The 24,468-nt window shown below is 45.0% G+C and carries 25 protein-coding genes; 18 read left to right on the plus strand and 7 right to left on the minus strand.

Annotation, left to right across the window (positions count from 1 at the left end):
* Positions 1-93: 93 nt before the first annotated feature.
* Positions 94-2,013, minus strand: coding sequence for a VacB/RNase II family 3'-5' exoribonuclease (locus tag AB1S55_RS08760; RefSeq protein WP_370981428.1), 1,920 nt, complete (start codon positions 2,011-2,013; stop codon positions 94-96).
* A 177-nt stretch (positions 2,014-2,190) separates the two neighbouring features.
* The gene (gene trmL, locus AB1S55_RS08765) at positions 2,191-2,661 is read right to left on the minus strand and encodes a tRNA (uridine(34)/cytosine(34)/5-carboxymethylaminomethyluridine(34)-2'-O)-methyltransferase TrmL (protein ID WP_370981429.1); all 471 of its coding nucleotides are present in this window, start codon (positions 2,659-2,661) and stop codon (positions 2,191-2,193) included.
* A gap of 130 nt (positions 2,662-2,791) precedes the next feature.
* Here trmL and AB1S55_RS08770 point away from each other — a divergent pair, with 130 nt between their 5' ends.
* The 16 genes from AB1S55_RS08770 to AB1S55_RS08845 all read left to right on the plus strand — a co-directional run bounded on the left by AB1S55_RS08770 (position 2,792) and on the right by AB1S55_RS08845 (position 19,262).
* The gene (locus AB1S55_RS08770) at positions 2,792-3,706 is read left to right on the plus strand and encodes a hypothetical protein (RefSeq protein ID WP_370981430.1); all 915 of its coding nucleotides are present in this window, start codon (positions 2,792-2,794) and stop codon (positions 3,704-3,706) included.
* 2 nt (positions 3,707-3,708) lie between these two features.
* On the plus strand, positions 3,709-4,323 hold the full coding sequence (locus AB1S55_RS08775) for a hypothetical protein (protein ID WP_370981431.1): 615 nt from the start codon (positions 3,709-3,711) through the stop codon (positions 4,321-4,323).
* Positions 4,320-5,021, plus strand: a complete 702-nt coding sequence (locus AB1S55_RS08780; RefSeq protein WP_370981432.1) for a hypothetical protein — start codon at positions 4,320-4,322, stop codon at positions 5,019-5,021. The genes AB1S55_RS08775 and AB1S55_RS08780 overlap by 4 nt, the downstream gene beginning before the upstream one ends.
* On the plus strand, positions 5,014-5,337 hold the full coding sequence (locus tag AB1S55_RS08785; RefSeq protein ID WP_370981433.1) for a hypothetical protein: 324 nt from the start codon (positions 5,014-5,016) through the stop codon (positions 5,335-5,337). The genes AB1S55_RS08780 and AB1S55_RS08785 overlap by 8 nt, the downstream gene beginning before the upstream one ends.
* Positions 5,338-5,366: 29 nt before the next feature.
* Positions 5,367-7,061, plus strand: a complete 1,695-nt coding sequence (gene mshL, locus AB1S55_RS08790; RefSeq protein WP_370981434.1) for a pilus (MSHA type) biogenesis protein MshL — start codon at positions 5,367-5,369, stop codon at positions 7,059-7,061.
* A gap of 35 nt (positions 7,062-7,096) precedes the next feature.
* Positions 7,097-7,972 carry an ExeA family protein gene (locus tag AB1S55_RS08795; protein WP_370981435.1) on the plus strand — a complete coding sequence of 292 codons (876 nt, stop codon included), beginning with the start codon at positions 7,097-7,099 and terminating at the stop codon, positions 7,970-7,972.
* Positions 7,969-9,363, plus strand: coding sequence for a hypothetical protein (locus tag AB1S55_RS08800; protein WP_370981436.1), 1,395 nt, complete (start codon positions 7,969-7,971; stop codon positions 9,361-9,363). Before AB1S55_RS08795 ends, AB1S55_RS08800 begins: the two co-directional genes overlap by 4 nt.
* Positions 9,360-11,090 (plus strand): GspE/PulE family protein, encoded by a 1,731-nt coding sequence (locus AB1S55_RS08805; RefSeq protein WP_370981437.1) that lies wholly within the window; start codon positions 9,360-9,362, stop codon positions 11,088-11,090. The genes AB1S55_RS08800 and AB1S55_RS08805 overlap by 4 nt, the downstream gene beginning before the upstream one ends.
* 1 nt (position 11,091) lies before the next feature.
* Positions 11,092-12,321, plus strand: a complete 1,230-nt coding sequence (locus tag AB1S55_RS08810) for a type II secretion system F family protein (protein WP_370981438.1) — start codon at positions 11,092-11,094, stop codon at positions 12,319-12,321.
* Positions 12,296-12,793 carry a prepilin-type N-terminal cleavage/methylation domain-containing protein gene (locus AB1S55_RS08815; protein ID WP_370981439.1) on the plus strand — a complete coding sequence of 166 codons (498 nt, stop codon included), beginning with the start codon at positions 12,296-12,298 and terminating at the stop codon, positions 12,791-12,793. The genes AB1S55_RS08810 and AB1S55_RS08815 overlap by 26 nt, the downstream gene beginning before the upstream one ends.
* A 162-nt stretch (positions 12,794-12,955) precedes the next feature.
* Positions 12,956-13,354 carry a prepilin-type N-terminal cleavage/methylation domain-containing protein gene (locus tag AB1S55_RS08820; RefSeq protein ID WP_370981440.1) on the plus strand — a complete coding sequence of 133 codons (399 nt, stop codon included), beginning with the start codon at positions 12,956-12,958 and terminating at the stop codon, positions 13,352-13,354.
* Positions 13,355-13,389: 35 nt separating this feature from the next.
* Positions 13,390-13,830 carry a Tfp pilus assembly protein FimT/FimU gene (locus tag AB1S55_RS08825; RefSeq protein WP_370981441.1) on the plus strand — a complete coding sequence of 147 codons (441 nt, stop codon included), beginning with the start codon at positions 13,390-13,392 and terminating at the stop codon, positions 13,828-13,830.
* Position 13,831: 1 nt separating this feature from the next.
* Positions 13,832-14,338, plus strand: a complete 507-nt coding sequence (locus AB1S55_RS08830) for a type II secretion system protein (protein ID WP_370981442.1) — start codon at positions 13,832-13,834, stop codon at positions 14,336-14,338.
* Positions 14,338-15,162, plus strand: a complete 825-nt coding sequence (locus tag AB1S55_RS08835) for a type II secretion system protein J (RefSeq protein ID WP_370981443.1) — start codon at positions 14,338-14,340, stop codon at positions 15,160-15,162. The genes AB1S55_RS08830 and AB1S55_RS08835 overlap by 1 nt, the downstream gene beginning before the upstream one ends.
* Entirely contained in the window at positions 15,152-15,622 is a 471-nt protein-coding gene (locus AB1S55_RS08840) for a hypothetical protein (protein WP_370981444.1), read from the plus strand. The genes AB1S55_RS08835 and AB1S55_RS08840 overlap by 11 nt, the downstream gene beginning before the upstream one ends.
* Entirely contained in the window at positions 15,615-19,262 is a 3,648-nt protein-coding gene (locus AB1S55_RS08845) for a DUF6701 domain-containing protein (RefSeq protein WP_370981445.1), read from the plus strand. The genes AB1S55_RS08840 and AB1S55_RS08845 overlap by 8 nt, the downstream gene beginning before the upstream one ends.
* Positions 19,263-19,305: 43 nt before the next feature.
* Here the strand turns inward: AB1S55_RS08845 and AB1S55_RS08850 are convergent, their stop codons facing one another.
* The 3 genes from AB1S55_RS08850 to AB1S55_RS08860 all read right to left on the minus strand — a co-directional run bounded on the left by AB1S55_RS08850 (position 19,306) and on the right by AB1S55_RS08860 (position 22,601).
* Positions 19,306-20,334 carry a general secretion pathway protein GspB gene (locus tag AB1S55_RS08850; protein ID WP_370981446.1) on the minus strand — a complete coding sequence of 343 codons (1,029 nt, stop codon included), beginning with the start codon at positions 20,332-20,334 and terminating at the stop codon, positions 19,306-19,308.
* Position 20,335: 1 nt separating this feature from the next.
* Complete coding sequence (locus AB1S55_RS08855) at positions 20,336-21,958, minus strand: AAA family ATPase (RefSeq protein ID WP_370981447.1); 1,623 nt, start codon at positions 21,956-21,958, stop codon at positions 20,336-20,338.
* 121 nt (positions 21,959-22,079) lie between these two features.
* Positions 22,080-22,601, minus strand: a complete 522-nt coding sequence (locus tag AB1S55_RS08860; protein WP_370981448.1) for a glycine cleavage system protein R — start codon at positions 22,599-22,601, stop codon at positions 22,080-22,082.
* Positions 22,602-22,671: 70 nt separating this feature from the next.
* Between AB1S55_RS08860 and AB1S55_RS08865 the strand changes: the two genes are divergently transcribed.
* On the plus strand, positions 22,672-22,896 hold the full coding sequence (locus tag AB1S55_RS08865) for a YheU family protein (RefSeq protein WP_370981449.1): 225 nt from the start codon (positions 22,672-22,674) through the stop codon (positions 22,894-22,896).
* A gap of 53 nt (positions 22,897-22,949) precedes the next feature.
* Here AB1S55_RS08865 and AB1S55_RS08870 read toward each other — a convergent pair whose 3' ends face one another.
* The gene (locus tag AB1S55_RS08870; RefSeq protein WP_370981450.1) at positions 22,950-23,228 is read right to left on the minus strand and encodes an antibiotic biosynthesis monooxygenase; all 279 of its coding nucleotides are present in this window, start codon (positions 23,226-23,228) and stop codon (positions 22,950-22,952) included.
* Positions 23,229-23,373: 145 nt separating this feature from the next.
* Between AB1S55_RS08870 and tusA the strand changes: the two genes are divergently transcribed.
* A complete protein-coding gene (gene tusA, locus AB1S55_RS08875; RefSeq protein ID WP_370981451.1) occupies positions 23,374-23,607 on the plus strand; it encodes a sulfurtransferase TusA in 234 nt (77 codons plus the stop codon).
* A gap of 86 nt (positions 23,608-23,693) precedes the next feature.
* Here the strand turns inward: tusA and AB1S55_RS08880 are convergent, their stop codons facing one another.
* Positions 23,694-24,413, minus strand: a complete 720-nt coding sequence (locus AB1S55_RS08880) for a hypothetical protein (RefSeq protein WP_370981452.1) — start codon at positions 24,411-24,413, stop codon at positions 23,694-23,696.
* Positions 24,414-24,468 lie beyond the last annotated feature (55 nt).

A 24,468-nucleotide genomic window follows, 5' to 3' on the forward strand; every position in this document is an offset into this window, starting at 1 on the left:
TAAGGCCTAATGCCTTGCTGTCTGTTCATTGCCTTTTCTTTTAAGTGGGCCGCTAATATGAAAGCGGCCCACTTATAAGGCTTATGTTAAGGTCTAAGCTAGTTCAAAAGCGATACGTCGCTTGTCTAAATCGATGCCGCTAATTTTGATTTCCACCTCATCATTGGCGTACCACGTGTTGTCACCGACACTTAGCTTAAGGCGTTTGGCATCAAACTGTTTTTCAACTTTTTTATCGAATAAGACAAAGCCTTCGATACCGGTTTCATCTAAACGTACGCCAAAGCCCTGTTGAGTAACGATGCGTACGCGCCCCGTAGCAGTTTGGCCAAGCAGTGTTTGGCCAAATAAACAGTGTAACCACTGTAGTAGCTCTCTATCTGCTTGACGCCCATTGCGGATACTTTCATTTAGTTCAGCAAGCTGGGCGTCGTTTAAGCTTGGTGCTTTTTGGCCTTTGAGTATGGCTTGTATACACCAGTGGTTATAGAGATCAGCAAAACGACGAATCGGCGAGGTCATCGGTGCGTAATGAGCTACGCCAAGACCAAAGTGAGGGCCTGCCTCGGTGCTAAGTTCTGCGCCTTGCATGAGTCTGCGCAGTGCGGGTAGGAATTTAGCCTTTTCTGAGTCCGCAGTTAGGGTGCGCTGCATGCTGTTGTGAGCTTCTAGGCTGCTCAGATCACCAAAGTCTAAGCCCTCTTCCTTAAAGAGTGCGACAGCCTCACCTACACGATCCTCTCTAAAGCCTTTGTGCACCATAAATAAGCCACATTGGTGCTTAGCAAGAAACTCACCTGCAGCCATGTTACAGGCAACCATAGACTCTTCTACAAGCTGTTGTGCGCTGTTTCTTTGGCGAGGGGTAATGCTTTCAATATGACCTTTGTCGTCAAGTCGATGATCGTAGTCGCCGTGGTCTTCATTTAAAAGGAAGTGGGTTTCACGATAGTCTCGGCGTTTTTGGCTTAGTTCGGCAAGCGTATCGAGTGAGGTGCTCAATGGTGCGTCTAGGCCTTCCGCATCACTGTTATCTAAATAGTTGGCAACCTGCTCGTAGCTGAGTTTGGCGGCCGAGTTGATTTCGGCAAGTTGAAACTCAGAGTGAGTGACTTCTCCTTGCGAAGATAATTTGAGGTTGCAAACTAAAGCTGGTTTTACTTTTTTCTCTTCTAAAGAAAATGCGTAATGAGCAATGGCTGCCGGTAGCATTGGAACAGTTCCGCCTAGCAAATAAACAGACTGGCTGCAGCTTTGGGCTTGCTTAGCAATGGGGGTGTCGGCCTGTAAGAAGCTGGCAGGGTCCGCTATCGCAATATGCAATAGGTAGTTATCACCTTGTTTCTCGGCGAACAGGGCGTCATCCATGTCGAGAGTTGAAGCAGAATCGATGGTTACAAAAGGCAGGGCTTTGAGGTCGATGCGTTCGCCGAATTCTTGTTCGCTAAAGCATTTTTGGATGTCTTCAAGCTGCTTGTTGTGGCTTTCAGTGTTGCGGTAGTTGAGATCAAACTTAGCTTTAATGTATTTGTGCTCGATATATGGATCATCTGGCTGGCCAATACGAAACAAGATATTTGCTTGGGGGCGAGCATCTTTCCAAGGGTGGCGAGCAATTTTTGCGACAACAAAATCACCCTCTTTAGCGCTTTTACGTTGTTGCGGCGGCACAAAAATCCAGCGGTTAAAATCTCGGCCGCTCGGTGCGATAAAGTGACCTTTACCTTTTACTCGATACTGACCTACAAATTTACCTATGCCTTGGCTTAATAAGGCTTCAAGCTCGGCATCAAATTTACCTTTGTCGTTTTCGGTGAGGCAAACTTTAACTCTATCGCCGGGAAGAACCTTATCCATTTTGTCGGGCGAGAGAAAAGCATCTCGACCGTCATCACAGCGAACAAAGCCAAAACGCCCGCTCGTTGCAGCAACCACACCCTCGGCGTAGTCTTTAGTTGCTTGTATGTCAGCTTTCAGCTGATTTAGGGCGGCGAACGCGTTTGGATCTAACATAGGATGTTTTTGTCTCGGAGCATGAAAAGGTCGCGATTTTAACAGGTTTTTAAATCCTGCATATGAGTCTTGCTAAGTAAGGGCCTGAGTTCTGAGAATGAGCTCAGTTGGCACTAAAGTGCTACTTGTCGTAACATGCAACTCTTTAGTGCTAGTATTAGTGAGAGCTACAGCACATTATTGGCAATTACTGAAGTTTTGTTGGCGCCATGCTTCATAGACAATAACAGAGCAGGCGTTGCTTAAGTTCATGCTTCGGCTTCCCTCTAACATAGGGATTCGAACGATCTTGTCCGAACCGCACTCATTGAGTGCATTATCGGGAAGGCCTCGTGTTTCAGGGCCAAAGAGTAGGTAGTCGCCAAACTTGAAATCAGTTTCACAATGATTGCGTGTGCCTTTGGTCGATAGAGCCCACATGCGCTCGGGTGCTTCATCGTTTAGAAAATCCTCCCATGAGGCGTGGCGAGCAATAGAGGCCCACTCGCCGTAATCGAGGCCAGCGCGTCTTAAGCGCTTGTCATCGAGCTCGAAACCTAAGGGTTCAATGACGTGTAAGCGACAAGGGGTGTTGGCGCAGAGGCGGATTATATTGCCCGTATTAGGCGGTATTTCCGGTTGGAACAAAACGATGTTAAATTGATTCATAGGTATATCGGGATTCTTAGGCCTAGAGTAGTTATGCTCGGTAGCTCTATAATAAAACTAATCCATAAATAGAAGCTATATTGCTTGTATAAAAGGAAACTACTCATATGAGTGCAAATGAGGGGGATGCATGAGCTGGATGGCGAGTTTGTCACGGCCAAAGGCGTGTGTCTGCATAGAGTTAGGGGCTGAATACCTCAGCTTTGCTGTGCGTGATAATACAAGTGGGAAGCTAAGTTGTTTGGCATCTCAGCACTGCCCCAAAGGTTCAGCGTCATGGCTGGAGGTAGTACAAGCTTATATTGATAAACATCAGCTGCAAGGGCTCGGTTGTCGTCTTGTGTTACCCGCAAGTGAATATCAATTACTGCTTGTTGAGGCGCCAGAGGTTCCTGAAGCCGAGTTGCGTCAAGCACTTACTTGGCGAGTAAAAGACCTGCTCACAGGTAGTGTAGAAGAGAGCGTTGTCGATGTCTTTTCTCTGCCTGCTGGTGTCAGCCGTGGTGGCAAAGCAATGGCTTATGTTGTGGCTGCTAATAAGGCTTTAATTCTTTCTTTAGTCGACCTGTGTAAAAAAGCAGAGCTGAAGTTGCAAAGCATTGATATCGAAGTGCTCGCCATTCGAAACTTGCTTTTGAACCGAGACCTTGAGCGTGGAGCGGCGGTTGTGCGGTTACGCTCAGGTTCTGGTGATGTCAGTATTTATCGAAACAATGAGCTCTATTTATCTAGAAACTTCAAACTAGCTTATGGCGGCGGGTTGCTTGATGACTTACCTGTGGATCAGCTTGCTTTAGAAGTTCAGCGTTCATTGGATTATTTTGAGAGGCAAATGGGGCAAATTCCTCCCGGTATTTTGTTATTAACTGGCGAAGGTATCGGTACTGAAAAAATCACTGAGCACTTTAAGGCAGCCCTTTCTTTACCGGTGGAGCTCCTTGACCCAGCTAAAGGTCTGGATGTTCAGACGGATCAGTTAGACGAGGGGCTCTTACAGCTTTGTACGGCGGCTATTGGCGGCCTATTACGGGTTGAGGGCGAGTAAGTATGCAAAATATTAATTTATATCTGCCAGAACTTCGTGATAAGCAAGAATGGTTAACCGCTTATAGTCTGGGTTTAAGCTGTATTGGTTTTATTATTGTGCTGTTGATAGCAGGTTTCGTGAACCAGCATCGATTAAATGCGTTTGAAGAAAGTCTCGATACTTTAGAGTTGGCAGTAGCGGCTTCTACGGGCCGTGTAGAAAGCATTCGCAATCGCGCGCCAGCGGGTAACAGCATAAAACTTGATCAACAGCTAGAGCACTTAAGAGCCGCTGTTGCTAGCCGCTTGTTGGTAAAGGACTTGATTGAAGGGCAGAGCCTCGGCAATAACGATGGATATTCTTCTCGTTTAGCTGTTTTAGCCCAATATAGCCGCGATCAATTTAGTTTAAATCGTTTTCGCTTTTCTCGAGGCGCGAGTTTGGTTGAGTTAGCTGGAGTCACAACTCAGCCTGAATCTGTGGTGGTCTTGGCGGATCAATTAAAAACCAATACTCCCTATGAAGAGGCCTCCTTTGGTGTCTTAACCATGCAGCCTAATGTTAAACGGCGCTCGCAGTTTCTTTTTCACTTTGGCTATGAGCCTCTATTTACAGCAGAGGGAGACCTTAAGTGAAGGCTCAATTAGAAAAATATATGGCTGCATTTAATCAGCGCAATTTGCGTGAGCGTATATTAATTGCGCTTGCCACTTTGGTTATTATTTATTTGATTTGGAGTCTGAGCTTTTATAAGCAGTCTCGCGCTAGAGCTTTGCAGCTACAAGATAGACAGGCCTTGATTGTTCAGGAAATGGCCCAGCTTGCAGAAGAGGAGCGTCTTTATACCGACATTCTTTTAAATAACCCTAACCTTAAAAAAACCAAAGACATAAAGGTTTTAGAGAAAAGGCTGCAAGATTTAGATCATGAACTAGTAAATTTAAGTGTGGGTTTGGTTGAGGCACAGCAGTTACCGCAGGTGATTCGCAGCATGCTTAATCAGCAAGCAGAGCTTAGTTTGCTTGGTATGGAAGCCCAAGCCCCTCAACTGCTTAGCTTTGAAAGTGAAGAGCTAGAAGGTGACGAGCAAATTGATGATGATGGCTTTGTTATGGAGTCGACGTCGAAAAAGGTGGGGGTTTACAAACACAGTGTTGTTTTTAAGTTAAAGGGTAACTATTTCGACTTGCTTAGTTACTTAAAGGCGCTAGAGCAAAGCTCGTGGCAATTTTATTGGTCTTCTCTTGATTATAAAGTTACCAAGTGGCCAGGAGCTGAAATTCAACTTGAAGCTTATACGCTTTCGACTGAGCGAGGTTTTATTGATGAATAAACTAGTTGCAGGCTTACTGTTAATGCTAGCAGTAGATGCCTTTGCTCAAGCGGCGGAGCTGCGTGATCCTACTCGTCCTCTTAACTATCGCCCAGCTAAAATCCAGAGCGTTAACCTTGAATTACAGGCTGTTTTTATTCGCACATCTGGCAATAGCGCCATTATTAATGGCCGTAGCCTTGAACTTGGGCAGCGCATATCTGGTTGGACTCTCACAAATATTAAGCGTAATAGTGTGCAGTTGCGCTCACAGGGCAAAGTGAAAAATTTAACTTTGCGCAAACAGTTACTCGCTACCACCAAAGCCGATTCGTAATTGGCTGAACTTAGATAATGGTTAATTACATGCTAAAGAATAAGTTACTGAAGCAAGAGCCTTTTTGGGTTGTACGATCGCTATTAGTACTAAGCTGCTGTGTTTTATCTGGCTGTATTACTCAGCCTCCAGGCACCACTACGGCAGAGGAAGAGTATCAGAGTTTTGTGGCACCACCTGAAGAAGCGGAAGAGGTTGAGGTTCCAGCTCAAGTGGATGATGCTCTTGCTGGAGCGGGGCAACAAAAAGCAGCTGTCAAACCGACTCTGGCTCGTTTTGATGTATCCGTGAAAAATATTCCAGCCCGCTTGTTTTTTGTGAGTTTGGTTAGTGAATCGGGTGAAAATGTTGTCGCTCACCCTGAAATTGAAGGGCAAATAAGTCTTGATTTACGTAATGTCAGCATCGATGAAGTGCTTAGTGTAGTTCGCGATGTTTATGGTTATGAATATCAGCATAAAGACGGCATCTACACGATTTACCCGCGTAAATTGCGCACTCAGGTATTTCCTATTGATTACTTAGATATTCAGCGTGTTGGGGTTAGTGACACCTCGGTATTAATTGGAACGGCGGATACGTCAAATAATAATCGTAATAACGGCTCTGGGGGGAATGTGTCTAATAGCCCCAGCCAAAATACGGCAAACTTATTAGATTATCTTGGCGAAGGTGATGAAAGCTCTAAGCAAGGGGATGGCATGACCCCAGGCTCGCGAGTACAAACATTAAATAAAACGGATTTCTGGTCGAGCCTACAGACAACCTTAGTTGGCATTATTGGCGGTGAAAGTGATGGTCGCTTTGTAATGACAAATCCTCAAGCAGGGGTCGTGGTTGTCAAAGCCTTACCGACTGAGCTCGGCACTGTGCGTGATTTTCTTGAGCAAAGTGAGTTAAGCGTTCAGCGTCAAGTGGTATTAGAAACCAAAATTTTGGAAGTCCAACTTAATGATCATCATGCCAATGGGGTTAATTGGGGGGCTATTGGTGGTGCTTTAGCAGTAACTCAGAACATAAGCGCAATAGGCGATATTGCTGAGGTTATTGTCGATTCAGGCGATGCCGGACAGGTTGTTTTCTCGTCTGCTATTGGCGTGGCTGATATTACTGACCTTATTCACTTACTCGATCAGCAAGGTGATGTACAGGTGTTATCAAGCCCGCGTATTTCAACCGTAAATAACCAAAAAGCAGTGATTCGTGTAGGTTCAGATGAGTACTTTGTGACAGGTATTTCGAATACCCAAACTACCAGTGCTGCCACCGTTAACAATACGCCAGAGATCGAATTAAGCCCATTCTTTAGCGGTATTAGCTTGGATGTTACTCCTCAAATTGCAGATGACGGTGATGTGATTCTTCATATTCATCCCATCGTTAGTAATGTAAAAGATCAAATTAAGGAGATCGCCTTAGGCGAAGATAGCTTCTCTTTACCTTTGGCTCATCGTGATGTGCGTGAGTCCGATTCCATTGTTCGAGCCGAAAACGGTCAAGTGGTTGTGCTTGGCGGCTTGATGCAAGAAACCACTCAGGACACCAGTACCGACAGAGGCTTTTTGGCGAGCATCCCAATTATTAATACCTTGTTTAAGCACGAAGAGCAAAAGCTTAATAAAACGGAGCTGGTTATCTTGATGCGTCCTATTGTGATTGAGGATGGCACTTGGGAGCAGATCGTTTCTGATGGCCAAGCCGCTTTTGAAAATGGTGGGCGCTAGCATCTTCTATGCTAGGCCTATAGAGCCTCAACATTATGTATGACTCTCACTTTAATTTCTCTGAGTTGCCGTTTTCGTTAACCCCGGATACGCAATTTTTCTTAAATCAGAGAAGTCACAAGGATGCTCTAAGCACGATTTTAGTGGCCCTTAAGCACAGCGAAGGTTTTGTTAAGGTTGTTGGTGAGGTTGGTACAGGCAAGACCCTTCTCAGTCGCATACTGCTTGCTGAGCTTAAAAAAGATTGTGTAACTGCTTATGTTCCCAACCCTTATTTAAGCCCGGATGAGCTGAAGTCTTTTGTTGCACAAGAGGTGGGCGCTCAGTTTGATAAAGACATGGCTTCTCATGAGTTGATGTCGGCTTTATATCGGCGTTTAGTTCAGGTGCATCGCACGGGCAAACAAGTTGTACTCATTGTCGATGAAGCTCAAGCAATGCCGCGTGATACCGTCGAATGTTTGCGCCTTTTAACAAACTTAGAAACAGAAAAACGTAAATTGCTTCAGGTTGTTATGTTGGGGCAGCCCGAATTAGATAAGCTTTTAAATCGCAGTGATTTACGCCAACTTAAGCAGCGTATTGTGTTTTCTGAATATCTAAAGCCATTAGATAAGAGCGCCTGCCGTGCTTATATTCGTCACCGTTTAAATTCTGTTTGCTCAAATGGCGAGAATATTTTCTCGGTATCGGCAATGGATTTGGTGCAAAAGGCGTCTGGCGGTATTCCTCGCTTGGTGAATATCTTATGTCATAAAAGTTTGATTGCAGCTTATGGGCGAGGGCATAAACAAGTGGCTTTATGGCATGTCGCCAAAGCCATTAAAGACACACAAGAAAGTAAAGCTCGGATATTGGCTAGGCTTCTCTCGATGGAGTTATGGTCACCACGAGGGGAGCTTGTTGAGTGAGTTTAATTAATGATGCCCTTAGCGACTTAGAGCAAAGGCAGGCAGGCTCTGTCAAATCTAAATCTTCGTACTTGTCTTACCTAGTATTACTTGCCTTGGTGTGTTTTGTTGCTGGAGCCTTAGTTGCCGCAGGGTATTGGCTTGCTAGCAGCAGCTTAAATAGTGCTAAGGCTTCTTCAACGATACTTAAGCTAAGTTCGCAGGCTGAACACAAGTCAGGGTTATTGGCTGTAAAGAATAGTGAGTCGGAGCTTGTTGAAACTAAAGACTCTCTAAATATTACTGGTGATCAGAAGGCGGAGCCGCTGGCTGAGGTGTCTACAGCATCAAAGCCCTCTGTACTTCCAGCGCAAAGCCCCCAAGTACAGCCTAACCCAGAGGAGCAGCTGGCTCTGCGAAAAACAATGCTCTCGAATAAAGCGGAGCAGGCATATAAAGGGCAGCGCTTAACTATTCCTGAAAATGACAGCGCCGTTTTTTATTATCGCCAGTTATTGGTTCTAGATAGCCAGAATGAGGCTGCAATTCAAGGCATGGTGAAGGTTAAAAAACGCTATGTAGCATTGTATAAGCAAGCCTTAGAGCAAAGTGATAAAGATAAAGCTGAGTTATATCTAACACGTTTATCCTCTTTGCTTAGTTCTGAAGAGGTGCCTGTTTATGGTAAACAAATCGATACTCTACGACAGGAGTATCTAGCTGCTGTTAACTCTAAGCCTCGTCAGGAGTCGCATCTTCAGGAGCCGAAGCTTGCAGACGCTGCTCTTAATTCTGACTCTTCTTCGGCCTTATCTATCTCTAAATCTGGTCAGCAGCGTAGTACTGAAAAATTACTTGAGCTTGAATCCTTAATTGCTCAAGGTGATTTGATTGGCGCTAGGCAGTTTGCTGAGCAGCATAAACAGGCCTTAGTAACGGATGAGCGTTTTGTTGACGCTTTACTTACTGTGTATTTGGCTCAGCAAGATTGGCTGGCTTTAAATGCCTTATTGACTGAGCAGGAGTCTCAAGATCGAGTCTATCCTTTTTATCAGGCTAAACTTATTCAGCATTACCAAGGTGATAACACGGCACGTAAATACTTATCGTCACATAAAAATATGTCAAGTCGTGCCCGTGCTATGTACGCGTCTTTGTTACAGAAAAATAAACAATATGAGCCGGCCTTAAATCAATATCGTATTTTAATCGAAGGCGATACCAATAATGCATTGTATTGGCTTGGCCGCGCTATAAACGCAGACAAGCTAAAGCTTTACGATGAGGCTCGAACTGCTTATAGCGCCAGTGCGCGTATTGGTGGTCACAGTAAGGCTATTGAAGACTTTATACGTGAGCGCTATACCCGCTTAGAGAAACTTGAACAAGCAAAGGATATTAGTCAGTCATGACGTCATCAAAACGGATTCGCCTTGGTGATCTTCTTGTAGCTCAACAACTGATTAGTCAGGAACAGTTGGAATCAGCGCTTGCAGAGCAAAAAAAGACGGGGCTGAAACTTGGCCGTCAGCTTATTGAGCTGAGTTATGTTGATGAAAATACCTTGCTGGATCTACTGTCCAAGCAGCTTGGTATCCCTTTTGTTGAATTAAAGCACTTTCGTTTTAATCGTGAGCTTGTACAAACGCTTCCAGAAGCAGTTGCGCGTCGTTATCGAGTCATTGTGCTTAATGAAGATAGTGATGGCATCTTATTGGGCATGGCCGACCCTACTGATATTTTTGGCCTCGATGATATTCAGGCCGTCTTAAATAAACCGATTAAGACGGCAGTTGTTCGAGAGTCTGAGCTGTTAGATATTCTTGATATTGCTTACAGCCGTGCAGATCAAATTGCGGATCTTGCCGGTCAGCTAGATGAAGAGCTTGCTGAAGATGCGGTTGATCTTGGCGATATTGTCACAGATGCCTCTGACAACGATGCCCCTGTTGTTAAGTTACTGCAAACAATATTCGAAGAGGCATTAAGTACCAAAGCCTCTGATATACATATTGAGCCGGATGAAACGGTCTTAAGGATTCGCCAGCGTATAGATGGTGTGTTGGTCGAGCAGGTTATGAATGAAAAGCGTATTGCTGCCGCGTTGGTGGTGCGCTTAAAACTGATGTCTAATTTAGATATCAGTGAAAAACGTCTACCTCAAGACGGACGCTTTAATTTACGTCTAGGGCGCCACAATATCGACGTGCGTGTATCGACGATGCCGGTGCAATTTGGTGAGTCTGTGGTAATGCGTATTTTGGATCAAAGTGAAGGCGTGCGGCCGCTAACGAATGTTGGGATGCCAACCGCGTATATTGATCGTTTCCGCTCGGTGATACAGCGTCCTTATGGTTTGGTCTTGGTGACCGGCCCTACCGGTAGTGGTAAAACCACAACGCTTTATGGCGCTTTGTCTGAGTTAAATACGCCTGAGAAAAAAATTATCACAGTAGAAGACCCTGTGGAATATCGCTTGCCTCGGGTTTCTCAAGTGCAAATTCATGAACGTATTGGCTTAGATTTTGGCTCTGTTTTGCGTTCTACTTTGCGCCAGGACCCAGATATTTTATTAGTGGGCGAGATACGTGATGCTGAGTCAGCAGAGATTGCGTTACGCGCTGCGATGACGGGCCACCTAGTGCTTTCAACTCTTCATACCAATGACGCAGTGACTTCTGCTCTGCGCTTGGTGGATATGGGGGTAGATCCTTATCTTGTTGCTGCAAGTTTAAAGGCCATTATTGCGCAGCGCTTGGTGCGTAAAGTGTGTGAAAGTTGCGCTGAACCCTATGAGTTGGACCAGACAGAATTGGCTTTATTTCAGCGCTTACGGCCTAAACTGGACCTTGCCGATACCCACTTTAAAAAAGGCTCAGGCTGCCCTCACTGTTTTAACTCGGGCTTTCGAGGACGTGTTGGCGTATTTGAACTATTGGAAATTAATGAGGCTATGGCCGATGCGCTTCGTGATAATAATGTTCGTGAATTTAATAGTGCGGCTCATCGCAGTACGAGCTACCGATCTTTAGGTTCCTGTGCTTTAGATTTGGCCATTGACGGTACCGTTGCGTTTTCGGAGGTGTTGCGTGTCAGTGCCGAATTGGCTGATGAAAGCTTAAGTGATATGGCTGAATAATATGGCTGAGTTTCTCTATCAAGGTCGGGCAGAACGCGGCCAAAACATACAGGGGAAGATGGAGGCCATCAGTGCTGACTCGGTTGCCTCTCAATTAGTTGGGCGTGGCATAACACCCATTAAAATTGAGAAAGTCTCGGTCAGCGCTTCAGCTTGGCGACAAATAAAAGATCGCCTTGGTCTTAATAAGGTGCAAACCGTTGACTTAGTTATGTTTTGTCGGCAGATGTATACCATCACTAAAGCTGGTATTCCCCTTACTCGAGGTTTACGTGGTTTAGCTGCGAGTATTCGCCATGAGTATTTTCAAGAAGTCGTAAGTGAGGTCGCCGATAGGCTAGAAGGTGGTTCAAGTTTATCGGCAGCGCTTAGGCACTACCCCAAAGTTTTTAATTCTTTATTTGTTAGTTTGATTGCCGTGGGTGAAAACAGCGGCAAACTCGATGAGGTCTTTAAGCAGATTGCATTTTATTTTGAACGAGATGAAGAGACAAAAAAACGAATTAAATCCGCTTTGCGTTATCCAAGTTTTGTCCTTATTGCCATTGCTATTGCGATTACCGTAGTCAATCTTTATGTGATCCCTGAATTTGCATCTTTATTTGCCCGTTTTGATGCCGAGCTGCCTATACTTACTAGGGTGCTTGTTGCTTCGTCCAATTTATTTATTAACTATGGCGCCCTTATTTTATTAGCTTTAGTGCTTGTTGTAGGAGGTTTTGTTTTTTATATAAAAACGGACTCCGGTGCACTGTGGTGGGGGCGGAAGAAAATGCGCCTACCACTTATTGGCTCCTTAGTTGAGCGGGCCTCTATGGCTCGTTATGCGCGTAGCTTCAGCTTAATGTTGGCCGCTGGTGTACCTATTTCTCAGGCTTTGGCTTTGTGTGCGGCCGCTGTTGATAATGCGTGGTTACATAAAAAAATTGAAGAGATTCGTGCAGGCATAGAGCGAGGGGATTCATTATTGCGAACTCACTTGCAAGCTGAGCTATTTACACCGCTGGTATTACAAATGATTGCCGTAGGTGAAGAAAGTGGCCAGGTTGAAAGCTTATTAGGTGAAGTCGCTGAGTTTTACGAAAGAGAAGTGGATTACGATCTTAAAACCCTGACAGACCGTATAGAACCTATATTGATTGTGTTTATGGCTGCGGTAGTACTGGTACTTGCCTTGGGAATCTTTTTGCCAATGTGGAGTCTATATGACGTACAAGCTGGCAAATACTAAAGGCTTTAGTCTATTTGAGCTGGTGGTAGTGCTAATTGTTATTGCCTTACTCTTTACTTTTAGCGCTAAACGTTATTTAAAGCATATAGAAGAAAGCCAAGAAACGGCCGTGCACTATCAAGCTTCAGCGTTTTTACGTGGGGTTGAAAGTATTAAGGCGGCAGCGGCAATAAATAAGTCACGTAAAGTACAGTTAAGAGATGGCCCTGCTTTTTATTTAAATAAGCGGGGGTGGCCGGTGTCGAGTAGTGAGCTAGAAACTAAGCCTCGTTATAGCTTGTCAGCAGACTCTTGCCGTAGTTTATGGTTGGGCTTATTTAGCCAAGTAAAACAAGGGGAGGGGCATGAGCAGTTTGTGCCTTCTTTAGAGCGCGGGCGCTATTGTCGTTACCGCTTAAACAGAACAAGGGAGGGCAATTATTATTTTGATTACGATGCTCAAACTGGGCGAATAGCCATACATGCGCAATAAACTCATGCAAATATGATAGGCTGTTGTCTATAGGCGACAAACGGTTGACTTGCTGGTTATAGCTATTTTTTTTTAATGAAAATTGTGACAGAATAGACAAAACTCATTCTTTATTACTAATTTTTTCTTGTTAAGCAAGATCTTTTACACTTGGAGAGTTCCATGAAGAAGCAACAATCTGGTTTTACTTTAATTGAAATGATTGCCGTTATGGTTGTCGTTGGTATTCTTGCTGCGACAGCTTTACCGCAGTTTGTTGATCTATCTGATTCAGCAGAAGATGCATCTATTAATGGTGTGGCGGGTGCGTTAAGCAGTGCTGCGTCTCTAAACTACGCGGCTTACTTAGCTAGTGACGCAGGCTTAGCTGGTGCGCCAGCTCATGCACCTGTTGATAGTTGTGCAGATGTTGCCGATGCGATGACTTCCTTCCCTGCTGCCGATTATACTATTACACCTGATACTGCTATTGCTAATGCTGGTGATACAGAAGAGTGTACTTTGCAATTAGCTGCTGATGCGACTGTTACAGCAACATTTACGGCTATTGGTGCACCATAAGTTAGAGCTTTAATTTTTTGGATGTTTAGAGTGCTATGGTACAAGTACCCGTACGAGGCTTTACATTAGTTGAGTTAATTACGGTGATGATTTTAATCGGCATCTTAGCTGTGAGTGCCACCAGCCTTTTCTCTAAAGATACTTATAGCTTGCAAAAAAGCCGCGACCAATTGGTCGCGGCTTTTTTTTCGGCCCAGCAACTGGCCTTGGCTCAGCGAGATAGAGTGCAGTTGATCTGTACAAGCACCGCTATTGATATTCGTCGTGATCTGAATGGTAATGGTAGTTTTGAGGCCTCTGAAAGCCAAACCCTCGATGGCGTTAGTTATCCCTTAAGTTTAGCTCCAGGTCAGAGCTTAACTCCTGCTACCTTTAACTTTGATCGCTTAGGGCGAACAACTGGTCGCAGCCTGACAATTACAGGCGGTGGCTCTGCAGTTATTCAAATCAGTAATATGGGGGCTTTAGACTATTAAAATGCCCACCACTTCATTTACATCTCGCTCTCATTCAGTTTCACGCGGCGCAACTCTTGTTGAGCTCATTGTTTTTATGGTCATTATGGCCGCAGCTTTAACTGGCCTAATTTCTGTTTTTAGTAATTTTGTTGTGGGCGCGAGTGACCCGCTGGTTCGAGTGAGAGCTTTAGAGTTAGCCCAGGCGCAGCTAGATGAAATCCTAGCCCGTAAGTTTGATGAAAACAGCCCTGCAGGTGGCGTGCCTGCTTGTGGGTCAAGCGCAGGTGTCGCTTGTTTGGGAATAAGCCCTGACGGCGATTATGATGATGTTGGTGATTACAATGGTTATAGCACGACAAGTTTTAGTCCTTATACCATTAATGTCAGTGTCAGTAATGCTGGAGCTGATCTGGGGTTGGCTGCAAATGCTGCGCGCCTTATTCAGGTAACGGTAAGCACTCCGGCTACCAGTGGAAGCAATGCTGGCAGCCCTGTCATTTTAAGTGCTTATAAGGTGAATTTTTAATGCTTGGCTTTTGTGGGAGGCTGAATAAGACCTGTTTCAATATAAGCCGAGGTTTCACCTTGATTGAGCTGATCGTGGTGATGTTGGTTGTTAGTATCCTTGGTGCTTACAGCACAAGTTTTGTGGTAAGCAGTACAGAGAGTTATCACCTTAATCGTATTCAAAACCGCTTATTGGCAAAAGGGCGTTTAAGCCTAGAGCAAATGACACGTATGTTGCGCAGTGCTGTGCCCAATAGCATTCGGGTCAGTCCCTCAGGTAACTGTGTTGAGTTTTTACCCTCGGTCGGGGCCGCATTTTATGAAGCTCAAGTCAGTGATGTAAGTAATGGCATCATGCCAATGAGCTCTTCTGTATCGACATCTCCTTTTTTACTTGATTTAGGTTCTGCAGAGCATGTAGTTATCGGTAGTTTTTTGGCTAGTGAAATCTATTCTTCTGCGAGCCCTTCGGCGCGAGCTGAAGTGGCAAGTACCGTTGGTAGCCCAATCTCACAGGTAAACTTTAGCTTACCCCATCGTTTTATTCGTAATTCCAATAGCCGTAGAGTATATCTTGCCGATGATCCTGTACGATTTTGTTTAAATGGTGGCAGTTTGTGGTTGTACGATAATTATGGTTTGTTAACTACTGCTATAAATGATGGTAATCCCGGAGGCAATGCAACGCTTATGTCCGATTCAGTTACAACTAATGCGAGTGCCTTTAGTTTGCAAGCCGGAACGCAGGCGCGTGGTGCGGCTTTATCTATCGCTTTGACTTATGCTGAATCAGACATTGCTATTGACCTCAACCAAGTGGTATTGGCTAGAAATGTCCCGTAGATCTATCTACATTAACCACCTTAACCCTTTAGGTGCGAGCAGCTTTAAGCAGCGCGGCTACCTAATGCCCTTGGCTATGTTTCTTATTATTGGTCTTGGAGCGTTGGCAGCAAGCGTCGCACATCTTGGCGCCCAGTCTGCAAGTAGCTCTTTTCGAGAAGCCTTAAGTGTGCAGGCTTTTTATGTGGCCGATAGCGCAGCGCAGCGAGGTTTGCATCAGTTATTTTTTCCTGCCGCCGATAGGGCTATAGCTGATGCCGCATGCGGCGCTATGGTTGATGTTAATGTGGCTTTTAATTCAGCTTCAATGAATGGTTGTTCCGCGTTATTAAACTGTTCTTTGGCCGTCAGTGCTGATAATGCCACCAGCATTTATAGTGTTACCAGCGAGGCAAGTTGCGGGGCTGGTGAGCTTGCGGTCGAGCGGCAGTTATTGTTGAGGGCTTTTATTGATGAATAACCCAGCCTCATTATCGGCCTTTTATTATCGTTTTGCTTTGTTTCCTATTCTCTTTTTTCTGGGAGTTCTATTTTTTTCTAATTACAGTTATTCCGCTGCTTGTAGTGCTACTTTTGCCGATGGCGCCTCGAATTCAAGTGATCCTTGGTGGGACCACAGTGGTGGCTCAATTACTTTTACAGATACCGCTCGAATTGTGAATAGCCCTGATGGCTTGCTCGCTACAGATAGCCTTAATAATAACGGCTCGTTAGTTAGCTGTGATACGCAAGCGTGTGCAAGGTATCCGAGCTGGTGGGATCAGTCAGTTCCTGCGTTGGATTACGCCTTTTCACCGGGAGGTTCTGACTTCAATCTTTGGTCAGGTACAGGAAGTATCTCTCCTGGTAATTATCGTAATTTACAGGTGAGTAACGGTGCAGCACTCACTATGGAACCAGGGGATTATCACTTCCAAAATTTTAATAATTATGGCGGCAGTATTGAAATTAACTCTTCGGCAGCAGTGGGAAGTTCCGTTAGGATTTTTGTGCAAGGCAATTTAAGTTTAACTGACGGAGCAGGCTTTAATACGTCTAGTAGTAATTATGCCGCTTTTGTATATACCAATGGCACAATTGGGCTTTTCAGTAACACGACAATGCGAGCGTTACTCTATACAAGAGGAACTGTGACGATAACCGACGGGCACTCTTTTACTGGCGCCATTGTTGGAGAGAATAGTTCTATCTCTGTTTATAGCGGAGCTACGATTACTTATGACCCTAGCATGATTGATCAAATTGATTTTGGCGGGGAATGTGATAACAATTATACACCTCCCGCGACACCTATTTTAGAGTGGTTGTTTGATGAGGGCAGCGGCCAACAAATTATAGATAGTGCTGGTTCTTTAAACGCTCACTTGGGGGACACATCTAACCCTGAGGCGAGTGATCCGACTTGGGTTACAGGTTACAGTGGCTGTGCCTTGGAATATGATCACAGGCAGCGTACTTGGGCTGAGAGTGATAGCAGCTTTGATCCGCCTGAAGTGGGCACCGTTGTATTTTGGTTAAAAATGGGTGATCCAAATAATCAAAGTCGCTTGTTTGGTATCTCAGATTCATGGGAGATACGCCGTTGGAGTAATCAGCAGCTATATTTTGACCTTAACCAAAGTGGCTCATCTACCCACAATTTTCGTACTAATACAACCTTCCCGAATAATGGTTCTTGGCATCACATAGCCGCAGTGTTTAATGCGGATGATGACGAATACGAGGTCTATGTTGATGGCAACTTGGAGCGAAGTGGCACAATTACTTTATCACCTCAAAATGCAAATATTTTAAGTTTGGGGCGCAGAACAGGGCGAAATAGCCAGTATTTTAGTGGCATTATTGATGAATACCGAGTCTATGACAGCGAGCTAAGTCAAACACAAATTCAAGCCCTAAGAGATTTACCCCCTGTTGTTGGCTGCTCGATTAATGCCCTTGATAATTTTAATGTAGATGTTGGCGGTGGTTCGGGCAGTGTTTGCACGCCTTCCAATGTGATTATCACCGCTCGAGACTCATCAGGGGCGACTTTAACTGACTATACGGGAACCGTAACGATTACCAGTAGTACAGGCAATGGTACTTGGTCTTCCGTGAGCAGTTTAGGTACTTTAACGCCTGGTGCGGGTGACAGTGGCAGTGCGACTTATCAATTTGTTGATGCAGATAATGGTCAAATAACGTTAGCTTTAAGTAATGAGCATGCCGAAACGCTTCAAGTCACGGTAAGTGAAAACGGTGGCTCAGTTAGTAATACTTCAAACGATTTAACCTTTTCAGAAAACGCTTTTGTAGTTAGTAGTACCGATAGTTTGCTGGACGACTTAATTGCTGGGCGTCGTCACAGCTATCAAGTGCAAATGCTACTTCGTGATCCAGATGGGACTGAGTGTGGTCCTGCCCCTTTATATAATGAACCTAGTGTTAAGGCTTGGATCCAGCGCAGTGCTGCAGATCCTTCTGGCACTGCGCCAACCATGCTTAATGCAGTGGCAGATTCGAGTGTTAGTTTATTAAATACGGAAGCGACAGCTCAGAGCATTAATTTAAATTTTAGCGCAGGTGTTGCGAACTTTAGTTTAGATACCAGCGATGTTGGTCAATACAGTATTAATTTTTACGATGATAGTTTAAATTTTTCAGACCTAGCCATACGAGGTAGCTCGGCATCGTATACCGCTCGTCCTTTTGCTTTTTTAACAACCGTAACGGGCAATCCTGAGGGTGGTAGTTCTTCTGCTGCGGTATTCCAAGCTGCTGGTTTGGATTTTGAAGCAACGACTCAAGCCTTAGCTTGGAGTGGTAGTGATGACGTTAATGGCGATGGTCGCGCCGATGTTTTTTCTGACACCAATAGAAATAATAACGATCAACTAAATGGCGCGGTGTTGCCTAGCTTTGGTCAAGAAGGGGTGCCTGAAACCTTGTCTTTATCGGCGACTTTGGAGTCTCCTGTTTGGGCTGGTAGTGGCGGTACTCCAGAGCTCTCATCTTCTGCCGCTTCGGGTGATGCTCGAGTGCTTGATAGTTTTAGTGGTGGCGAAGCAACAACCTCAGAAATATATTTTCCTGAAGTAGGCGTTATCACCTTGCTAACCCAAGTAACTGACGGTCAGTATTTAGGTAGTAATACTGATATGACGAGTTTATCTGTTTCCCCTTCTGTTTATGTCGGTAGGTTTACACCTGCGCGTTTTGAGGTTGGTGCTAGCTCTGCCATTACGCCATTTTGTACAGGTTTTAGTTATTTGGCTCAGCCTTGGGATGCGGATGTTAGTCTACAGGCTTTAAATAGCCGTGGCGTGGTGACGCAAAACTATAAAGATGGCTTTGCAAAGTTAACAACAGCAGACTTAAGTTATCTTGCGGGTGATGCCGCACAATCGCTAACGATGAGTTCTCGTTTAACAAGCAACAGCACTGTGATGAGCTGGCTTAATGGCACGGCGACAATCGCGTCTAGTTTAACGGTACCGCGTTTAAGTGCACCCGATGGGCCTTTTAGTCAGTTTACTGTTGGTTTTGATGCCGAGGATTCTGACAGTGTAGGCATTAATAGCGCGGATTATGATTTTGATAGCGGTTTTGATGGTTCTAATGACAGTGTTGAGCTTGGTTCAATGCAATTACTTTATGGGCGCTTGCGTTTAGATAGCGCCTTTGGCCCGGAAACAGAAACCTTACCTGTCAATTACAGTATTGAATATTGGAATGGTTCATATTTTGAGTTGCATGCAGGTGATTCATGTACGGATTTGGCGCAAAGTGCACATAATTACCCCAATGGTTCTATCGATATCATTGCCAATAGAACGGTAGCGGTTGGGGCCGGAACATCGACGGGTAGTTATACGGACGATGCCGGAGGCAATATTGGTTTTTCTAGCGGTGATGCAGGCTTGAGTTTTTCTGCTCCGGGTAGTGGTAATACCGGTAGTTTTTTAATCTCTACCGATTTAACGGTGTACCCTTGGTTGCAGTTCGATTGGAATCAAAATGGCAGTGATGACAGCCAAACGCCTCAAGCAGAAATTAACTTTGGTACATATAGAAGTCACGACCGTATTATTTTCTGGCAGGAAGTGCTGAGTAATTAGCTCAAGAAAGGCGAGGCCTAGGTGCTGATCTAGGCCTGTTTATTTAATAATTAAGCCAGCTATTTAAAGCCATCATTTTAAACTGTGTCTGGCCTTTGCTTAGTAAGACCCCATCTTTTAATATCTTTTCTACTTTAATACCGCCGCCAATTCTGGAACCTTCTTTGTAGGTTTTACCATTGAGCATGACCGATGACTGGCCGTTCGGCTGATAATAGTGGCCGCCATACATTAGCGTCGGTATATCTCTTTGCATTGAGTGGGGCAGGCCTTTAATAAACATAACCGCAGCATAAAATGCTAGGTTATCAACATCGTTTAAGCTGCTTCCGCTTTCAATGGTTTTTGCTTGTTTGGTCTGTTTTGCAGCTTGGCTTTTACTGCTGTCGCTTTTGTTCGTGCTGTAGCTTTTTGAACTCTGAGTTGCGGCGTTTTCTTCCGCTACCGTGCTTCGTATGTTGTCATCCTGATAAAGCGTATCAATATCCGGATTAGAGCGCTGTTGTTCTTGTTGGTATTGCGCGGCAATTAATTTTTGCTCCGCATTGGTGTTGGTTGTTCTTATCTTGGTGCTGCTAGATAGTTCGGGTTGGGTGTCTTTATTTGTGTTTTGAACTGTAGTCTTGGTTTCAGGTGTTGGTTTTTCTTGAGTCGTTGCTTGGTCTTCAGCTTTAGGTGCGCTTAACGCTTCTTTTTCTTTGAATTGGGCTGTTTGTGCGGCGCTTATTTTGTCACTACTCACTTGCTGGGTGTTTTTTTCGGGAGTTTTGCTGTGTGTGCCACCTATGTTCGAATCACTATTGGGAGTAAGAGCGTAACCAATTAAAAATAAAGCAGCTAAGCCAGTGCCAGCTAAAATGGGTTTGAGCTTAGACTTTTTATCAAATTCTTCTGGGTGCTCTTCAAGGTCTGTATTCGCGTTTTCTGCGTGAATGGTGCTGTTTTGTAAGCCGGGCTCGATGCTGTCTAAGTCAATAGGGCTTTGCTTGTGATGCTCGATGTTGTCATTGGGCTCGCTGTCATCAGCACGTTCATCGTTCGCTTTTTTGAGGGCGTCAAGTATTAAAGACATGTTATTGATCGTCCTGGTCAAGAGTAGAGATTAGCCCGAGTCTTTCATTCAGCTTCATTAGGGTTTGTTCACCAATAATGCCGTCGGCTTTTAAATTCTCACTGCTTTGGAAAATTTTAATTCGAGTTTCTAGGCGCTGATTAAATACGGCGTCAGTGATTGCTCTTGCCTGTCCGTCGAGAAGGGCAAATTGCTCTGCGACCCATGAGACGACGGGAGAGCGAGAGCCAATAGCTAGTGGTTTTTCATAGCCTTCAGGTTTGCGCCATAAATAATAGGCAGAGCCATCCCACTGCGGTCCGAGCTCACTCAGTAGCTGTGAGTGTTTGTTGCCCTCGTGATCGAGTAATTGAGCTTCGGTCTCGTTTAGGCTTGTGATAATCGCGTAGCTTCGGCGCCGGTCAGGTGTTACAAGGCTTAAGATGGCCGGTCGATTAAGTTTTTTCAATTGATCCCATGTTTCGAGTTTTTTCAGGGCGCAGCTTAATTGATGCCTGTCTGTTTGCCAGCAAGGATGTTTAAGGTTGTCTCCATTGTAACCATAGAACTCAAATAACTTGCCATAGGCCTCGTTGCGATTACTGAATGAGACATTATTTGCAAGGGATGTTTGAACTGTCGAGTTGGGTTGAGGCGCTTGCGTTTGTTGGCTTGCCATCTCTCTGGTTGGCTGAGGCTCTGCTACGCTTCCAGTTTTCTGGACGAAGATAAATACAGCTGCAATACACAATACAACCACAAAAGCAGTTGCTGCATATAGTATGGCGTTAGAGATTTTTTTATTGTTGGCTGTTGCCGCGCGTTGGTCGGCTTTTGCGTTAGCTACTTCTTTTAGGGCCAGTTCAAAAACTTCATTATCAACTTCGATTTTATTATGGCCATAAGCGCCGATTAACAGGCGTTCACAAAGAATATTGATTAATCTTGGAATGCCGCCGCTAAAATTATGAATTTTTTTAACTAGAGCGGGTGAAAAAATACTTCGTTCGTCTTGTTTTCCTGCAACTCGTAAACGGTGCTTAATATAGTGGTTTGTTGCGATTAAATCTAAGGGGGTTAATTTAAACCGTGCCGTTATACGCTGGCTGAGTTGGCGTAACCTTGGTTGGGCTAGTAAGTCATCCAGTTCGGGTTGGCCAACAAGTACGATCTGTAATAGTTTTTCGGTATCGGTTTCTAGGTTTGTTAGTAGACGTATTTGCTCTAGTACATCGACAGAGAGCAGTTGGGCTTCATCAATGAGTAAAACCGTACGTTTACCCGCGGCGTGGTTGCGCAGTAACTTTTTCTGTATTAAATCCATCATGGCTTTAATACTGAGCTGGTTGTCACTGATATCGATTCTCAGCTCTTCACAGATTGTGCCCAGCATGTCCTCTACGTTGGCCATGGGATTCAATACAAAAGCGACTTCGGTATTGGGGGGCAGCTGTTGCAATAAGCAGCGGATGACAGTGGTTTTGCCGGTGCCTACTTCGCCACTGAGTAAAACAAAGCCTCCGCCTTGGATGCCGTAAAGCACGTGTGCAAGTGCTTCTTTGTGCTGCACGCTCATATAGAAATAGCGTGGATTAACGGCGATTGAGAAAGCGGCTTCGCGTAGACCGAAATAGTCTTGGTACATGAGAGTATAGAGCTAGATGAAAAGGCTAATCATACCTTGTAAGCAAGGTGAAGAGAATCTGAGCCTCGTTTAAAGCAAGGCTTTGGCACAATGCTCAGATAGTTATGTGGGCGAGTAGTCGTTATATCTGCTCAATATCAAGATCGAGACCTAAGTCATTGGCGATGCTGTCCATAGCTTCATGCAGGACACGAAGCTCAAAGTCAGCGGGCAGGCTCAAAAGTCCTTGAGCTTCAAAGATAGGCTCGCCGCTATAAGGCATGCTGCTAAGAGTACTTTCAAGCTCTTCTACGTTGATTTGGTGGCTTGAGAACGCGCTGGAGATCTCTTTTATGATGCCAACACGATCGGGGCCTACAGCCGTGAATTTGGCATTGACTAAGCTAATTTTGTTGCTTGCTTCTGCAAGTGCTTCAAGGCTGATATGTATGCCGTCTTCACTCAACTCGCTCAGCTTCTGCTCGAGTAGTGTCGCCTTGCTTTGGTCGGTGCGTATACGTATGACCCCGACAAATTTACCGCATAGGTGGGCTAGGTGGCTTTCAAGCCAGCTGGCTTCACAGCTTTCAACAGCACTGGAGATGGCTTCGACAACACCTGGTTTATCGTTACTTGTAACACTAAGAATATAATGAATTTGCATGGCTTAGACTTATTGTTGGTTTGATTATGAGTATACTGCTCACGTTTTGAATGTCATCCGATTAAATCAAATGCTTATACCTCCACAATCTTTAGCTCCAGAGCTGCTCAAAGCGGTGCTGGAGGAGTTTATTACCCGCGAAGGAACAGACTATGGTGCTGTTGAAATTGAGCTTGAGGCTAAGCTAAGCCAGCTTAAGAGGCAGGTTATGAAAGAAGAGGTGTTGCTTGTATTTGTTGAGGCTAGTGAGACTGTTAACTTGATCACTAAGCAAGATTACGAGGCCGGCATATAGGCTAGCTTGTACCAGCGCTCGTCGTAGCTAAGTATTGGTTCTTAAGAAGCTTATTAATCCAATACGGTTATTTTTTCGTCTCGGTTAAGCATAGGGCGCATTTTGCTTGCAAGCTCGCGTCGTTCGTCGCTGCGATACCAGCGTTGCCAATCTTCAAGGCTGCGCCATTTACACCAGAGTATGCGTTTGTGTTTATTGTCGACGTCTGCAAAGGCTTCGCCTGACATAAAGCCACCGACAACAAAGGTTCGACGCAAGGCCCCTTTGAGCAACTGCTCATAAGTGGATATCATGCCGTCGGCGAGTTCGCGTTCGATCAATACGTGAATCATTTACTCCTCTTTAACAGGCTGTGCCTGTGATTGAATCGGCCGTATTATCTTAAGTTCACAGCTTAAATGCTAGATCCAGTTATACGGAACGATCACTTAGACTGTTAAATTTAATATTAGTTTACTTACTACTCAATAAGCCAGTATGACAGAAGAACACATCTTAGATGCAAAGGGCTTAAGTTGCCCAGAACCGATTATGATGCTGCACGGTGTAGTACGTGATGCGGCTACTGGCGAGCGTATTTTTATGCAGGCAACAGACCCCTCTAGTGAGCGTGATGTAAAGAAGTTTTGCACGTTTCTAGGGCACGAACTCGCTGAGTGTCGTGAAGAGGCTGGAGTGTACTACTTTGAGCTGATTAAGGGCCAGGGCTGAGCTTTGTCTGAAGGGGGGGGGCTTACTTAGTATCAGTCAGACTAGAGATCTACGATGAGACTCTCTAGTCTGATCACTCCATATAGCTAGGTTTCAAGCGCGGAGCCAGATTCATCTTCGACAAGCACCGAAATTGCTGCAAGCGCTTCCGGATCCTCCGATTTGATCTTGTTGGCTATGTGGTACTGGAAGAAGTAGCGAAAGTTATCGTGGCTTTGACAGGCGTAGAGGCTTTCGTCTCCCGGTAGTACTGGGGTGCTTTGTACTTTATTTTCATCGACAATCATGCCCAGGATTACGCCGTCATGATGTAAGCGCCAACTTACTACCTCCTGCAGTGTTAGAGTGCGAGTCTCCGTATTGGTCATGACCGCATGAGTACCAATAAAATCGGGGATCTCTTGCACTATTTCAGCCGGATCATTGTATTGGTATTCGTAGTATTCGGCCGCGCTTTCTAGCTCGACCACTTTGTGGATAGGCGCTTCAAAGAAGAGCTCATCAATACCGGGGTCGTAATAGCCTTCAAACTGGCCGTTGAGTGGGTCTTGTATTTCTTGGCATGCAACGACACCGTCTAGCCAGGGGACTAAGCCTACGACTTGCCCGTCAGCTTGTAGTGCCCAGCACAAAATACGTAAGCTAAAGAGCTTATCTGTGCTGGATTCGTTAGAATAGAGCATTTCGAGCCCGTCGAGCTCGGGTGAAAGGCGAACGAAGCGAGCTTCTTCCAAAGAGGAAAAAGGCTTCCCGGTGAATAGATCAATCACGTTGTCCGTATCGTGACTGGAGACCGTGGTTTTCATGGCGACGCCTCCATGTAGTGCTCTTGCGTCTGTGGCTCTAAACCACAGTACTTGA

The sequence above is a fragment of the Agaribacterium sp. ZY112 genome (assembly GCF_041346925.1).
Taxonomy (GTDB): Bacteria; Pseudomonadota; Gammaproteobacteria; order Pseudomonadales; family Cellvibrionaceae; genus Agaribacterium.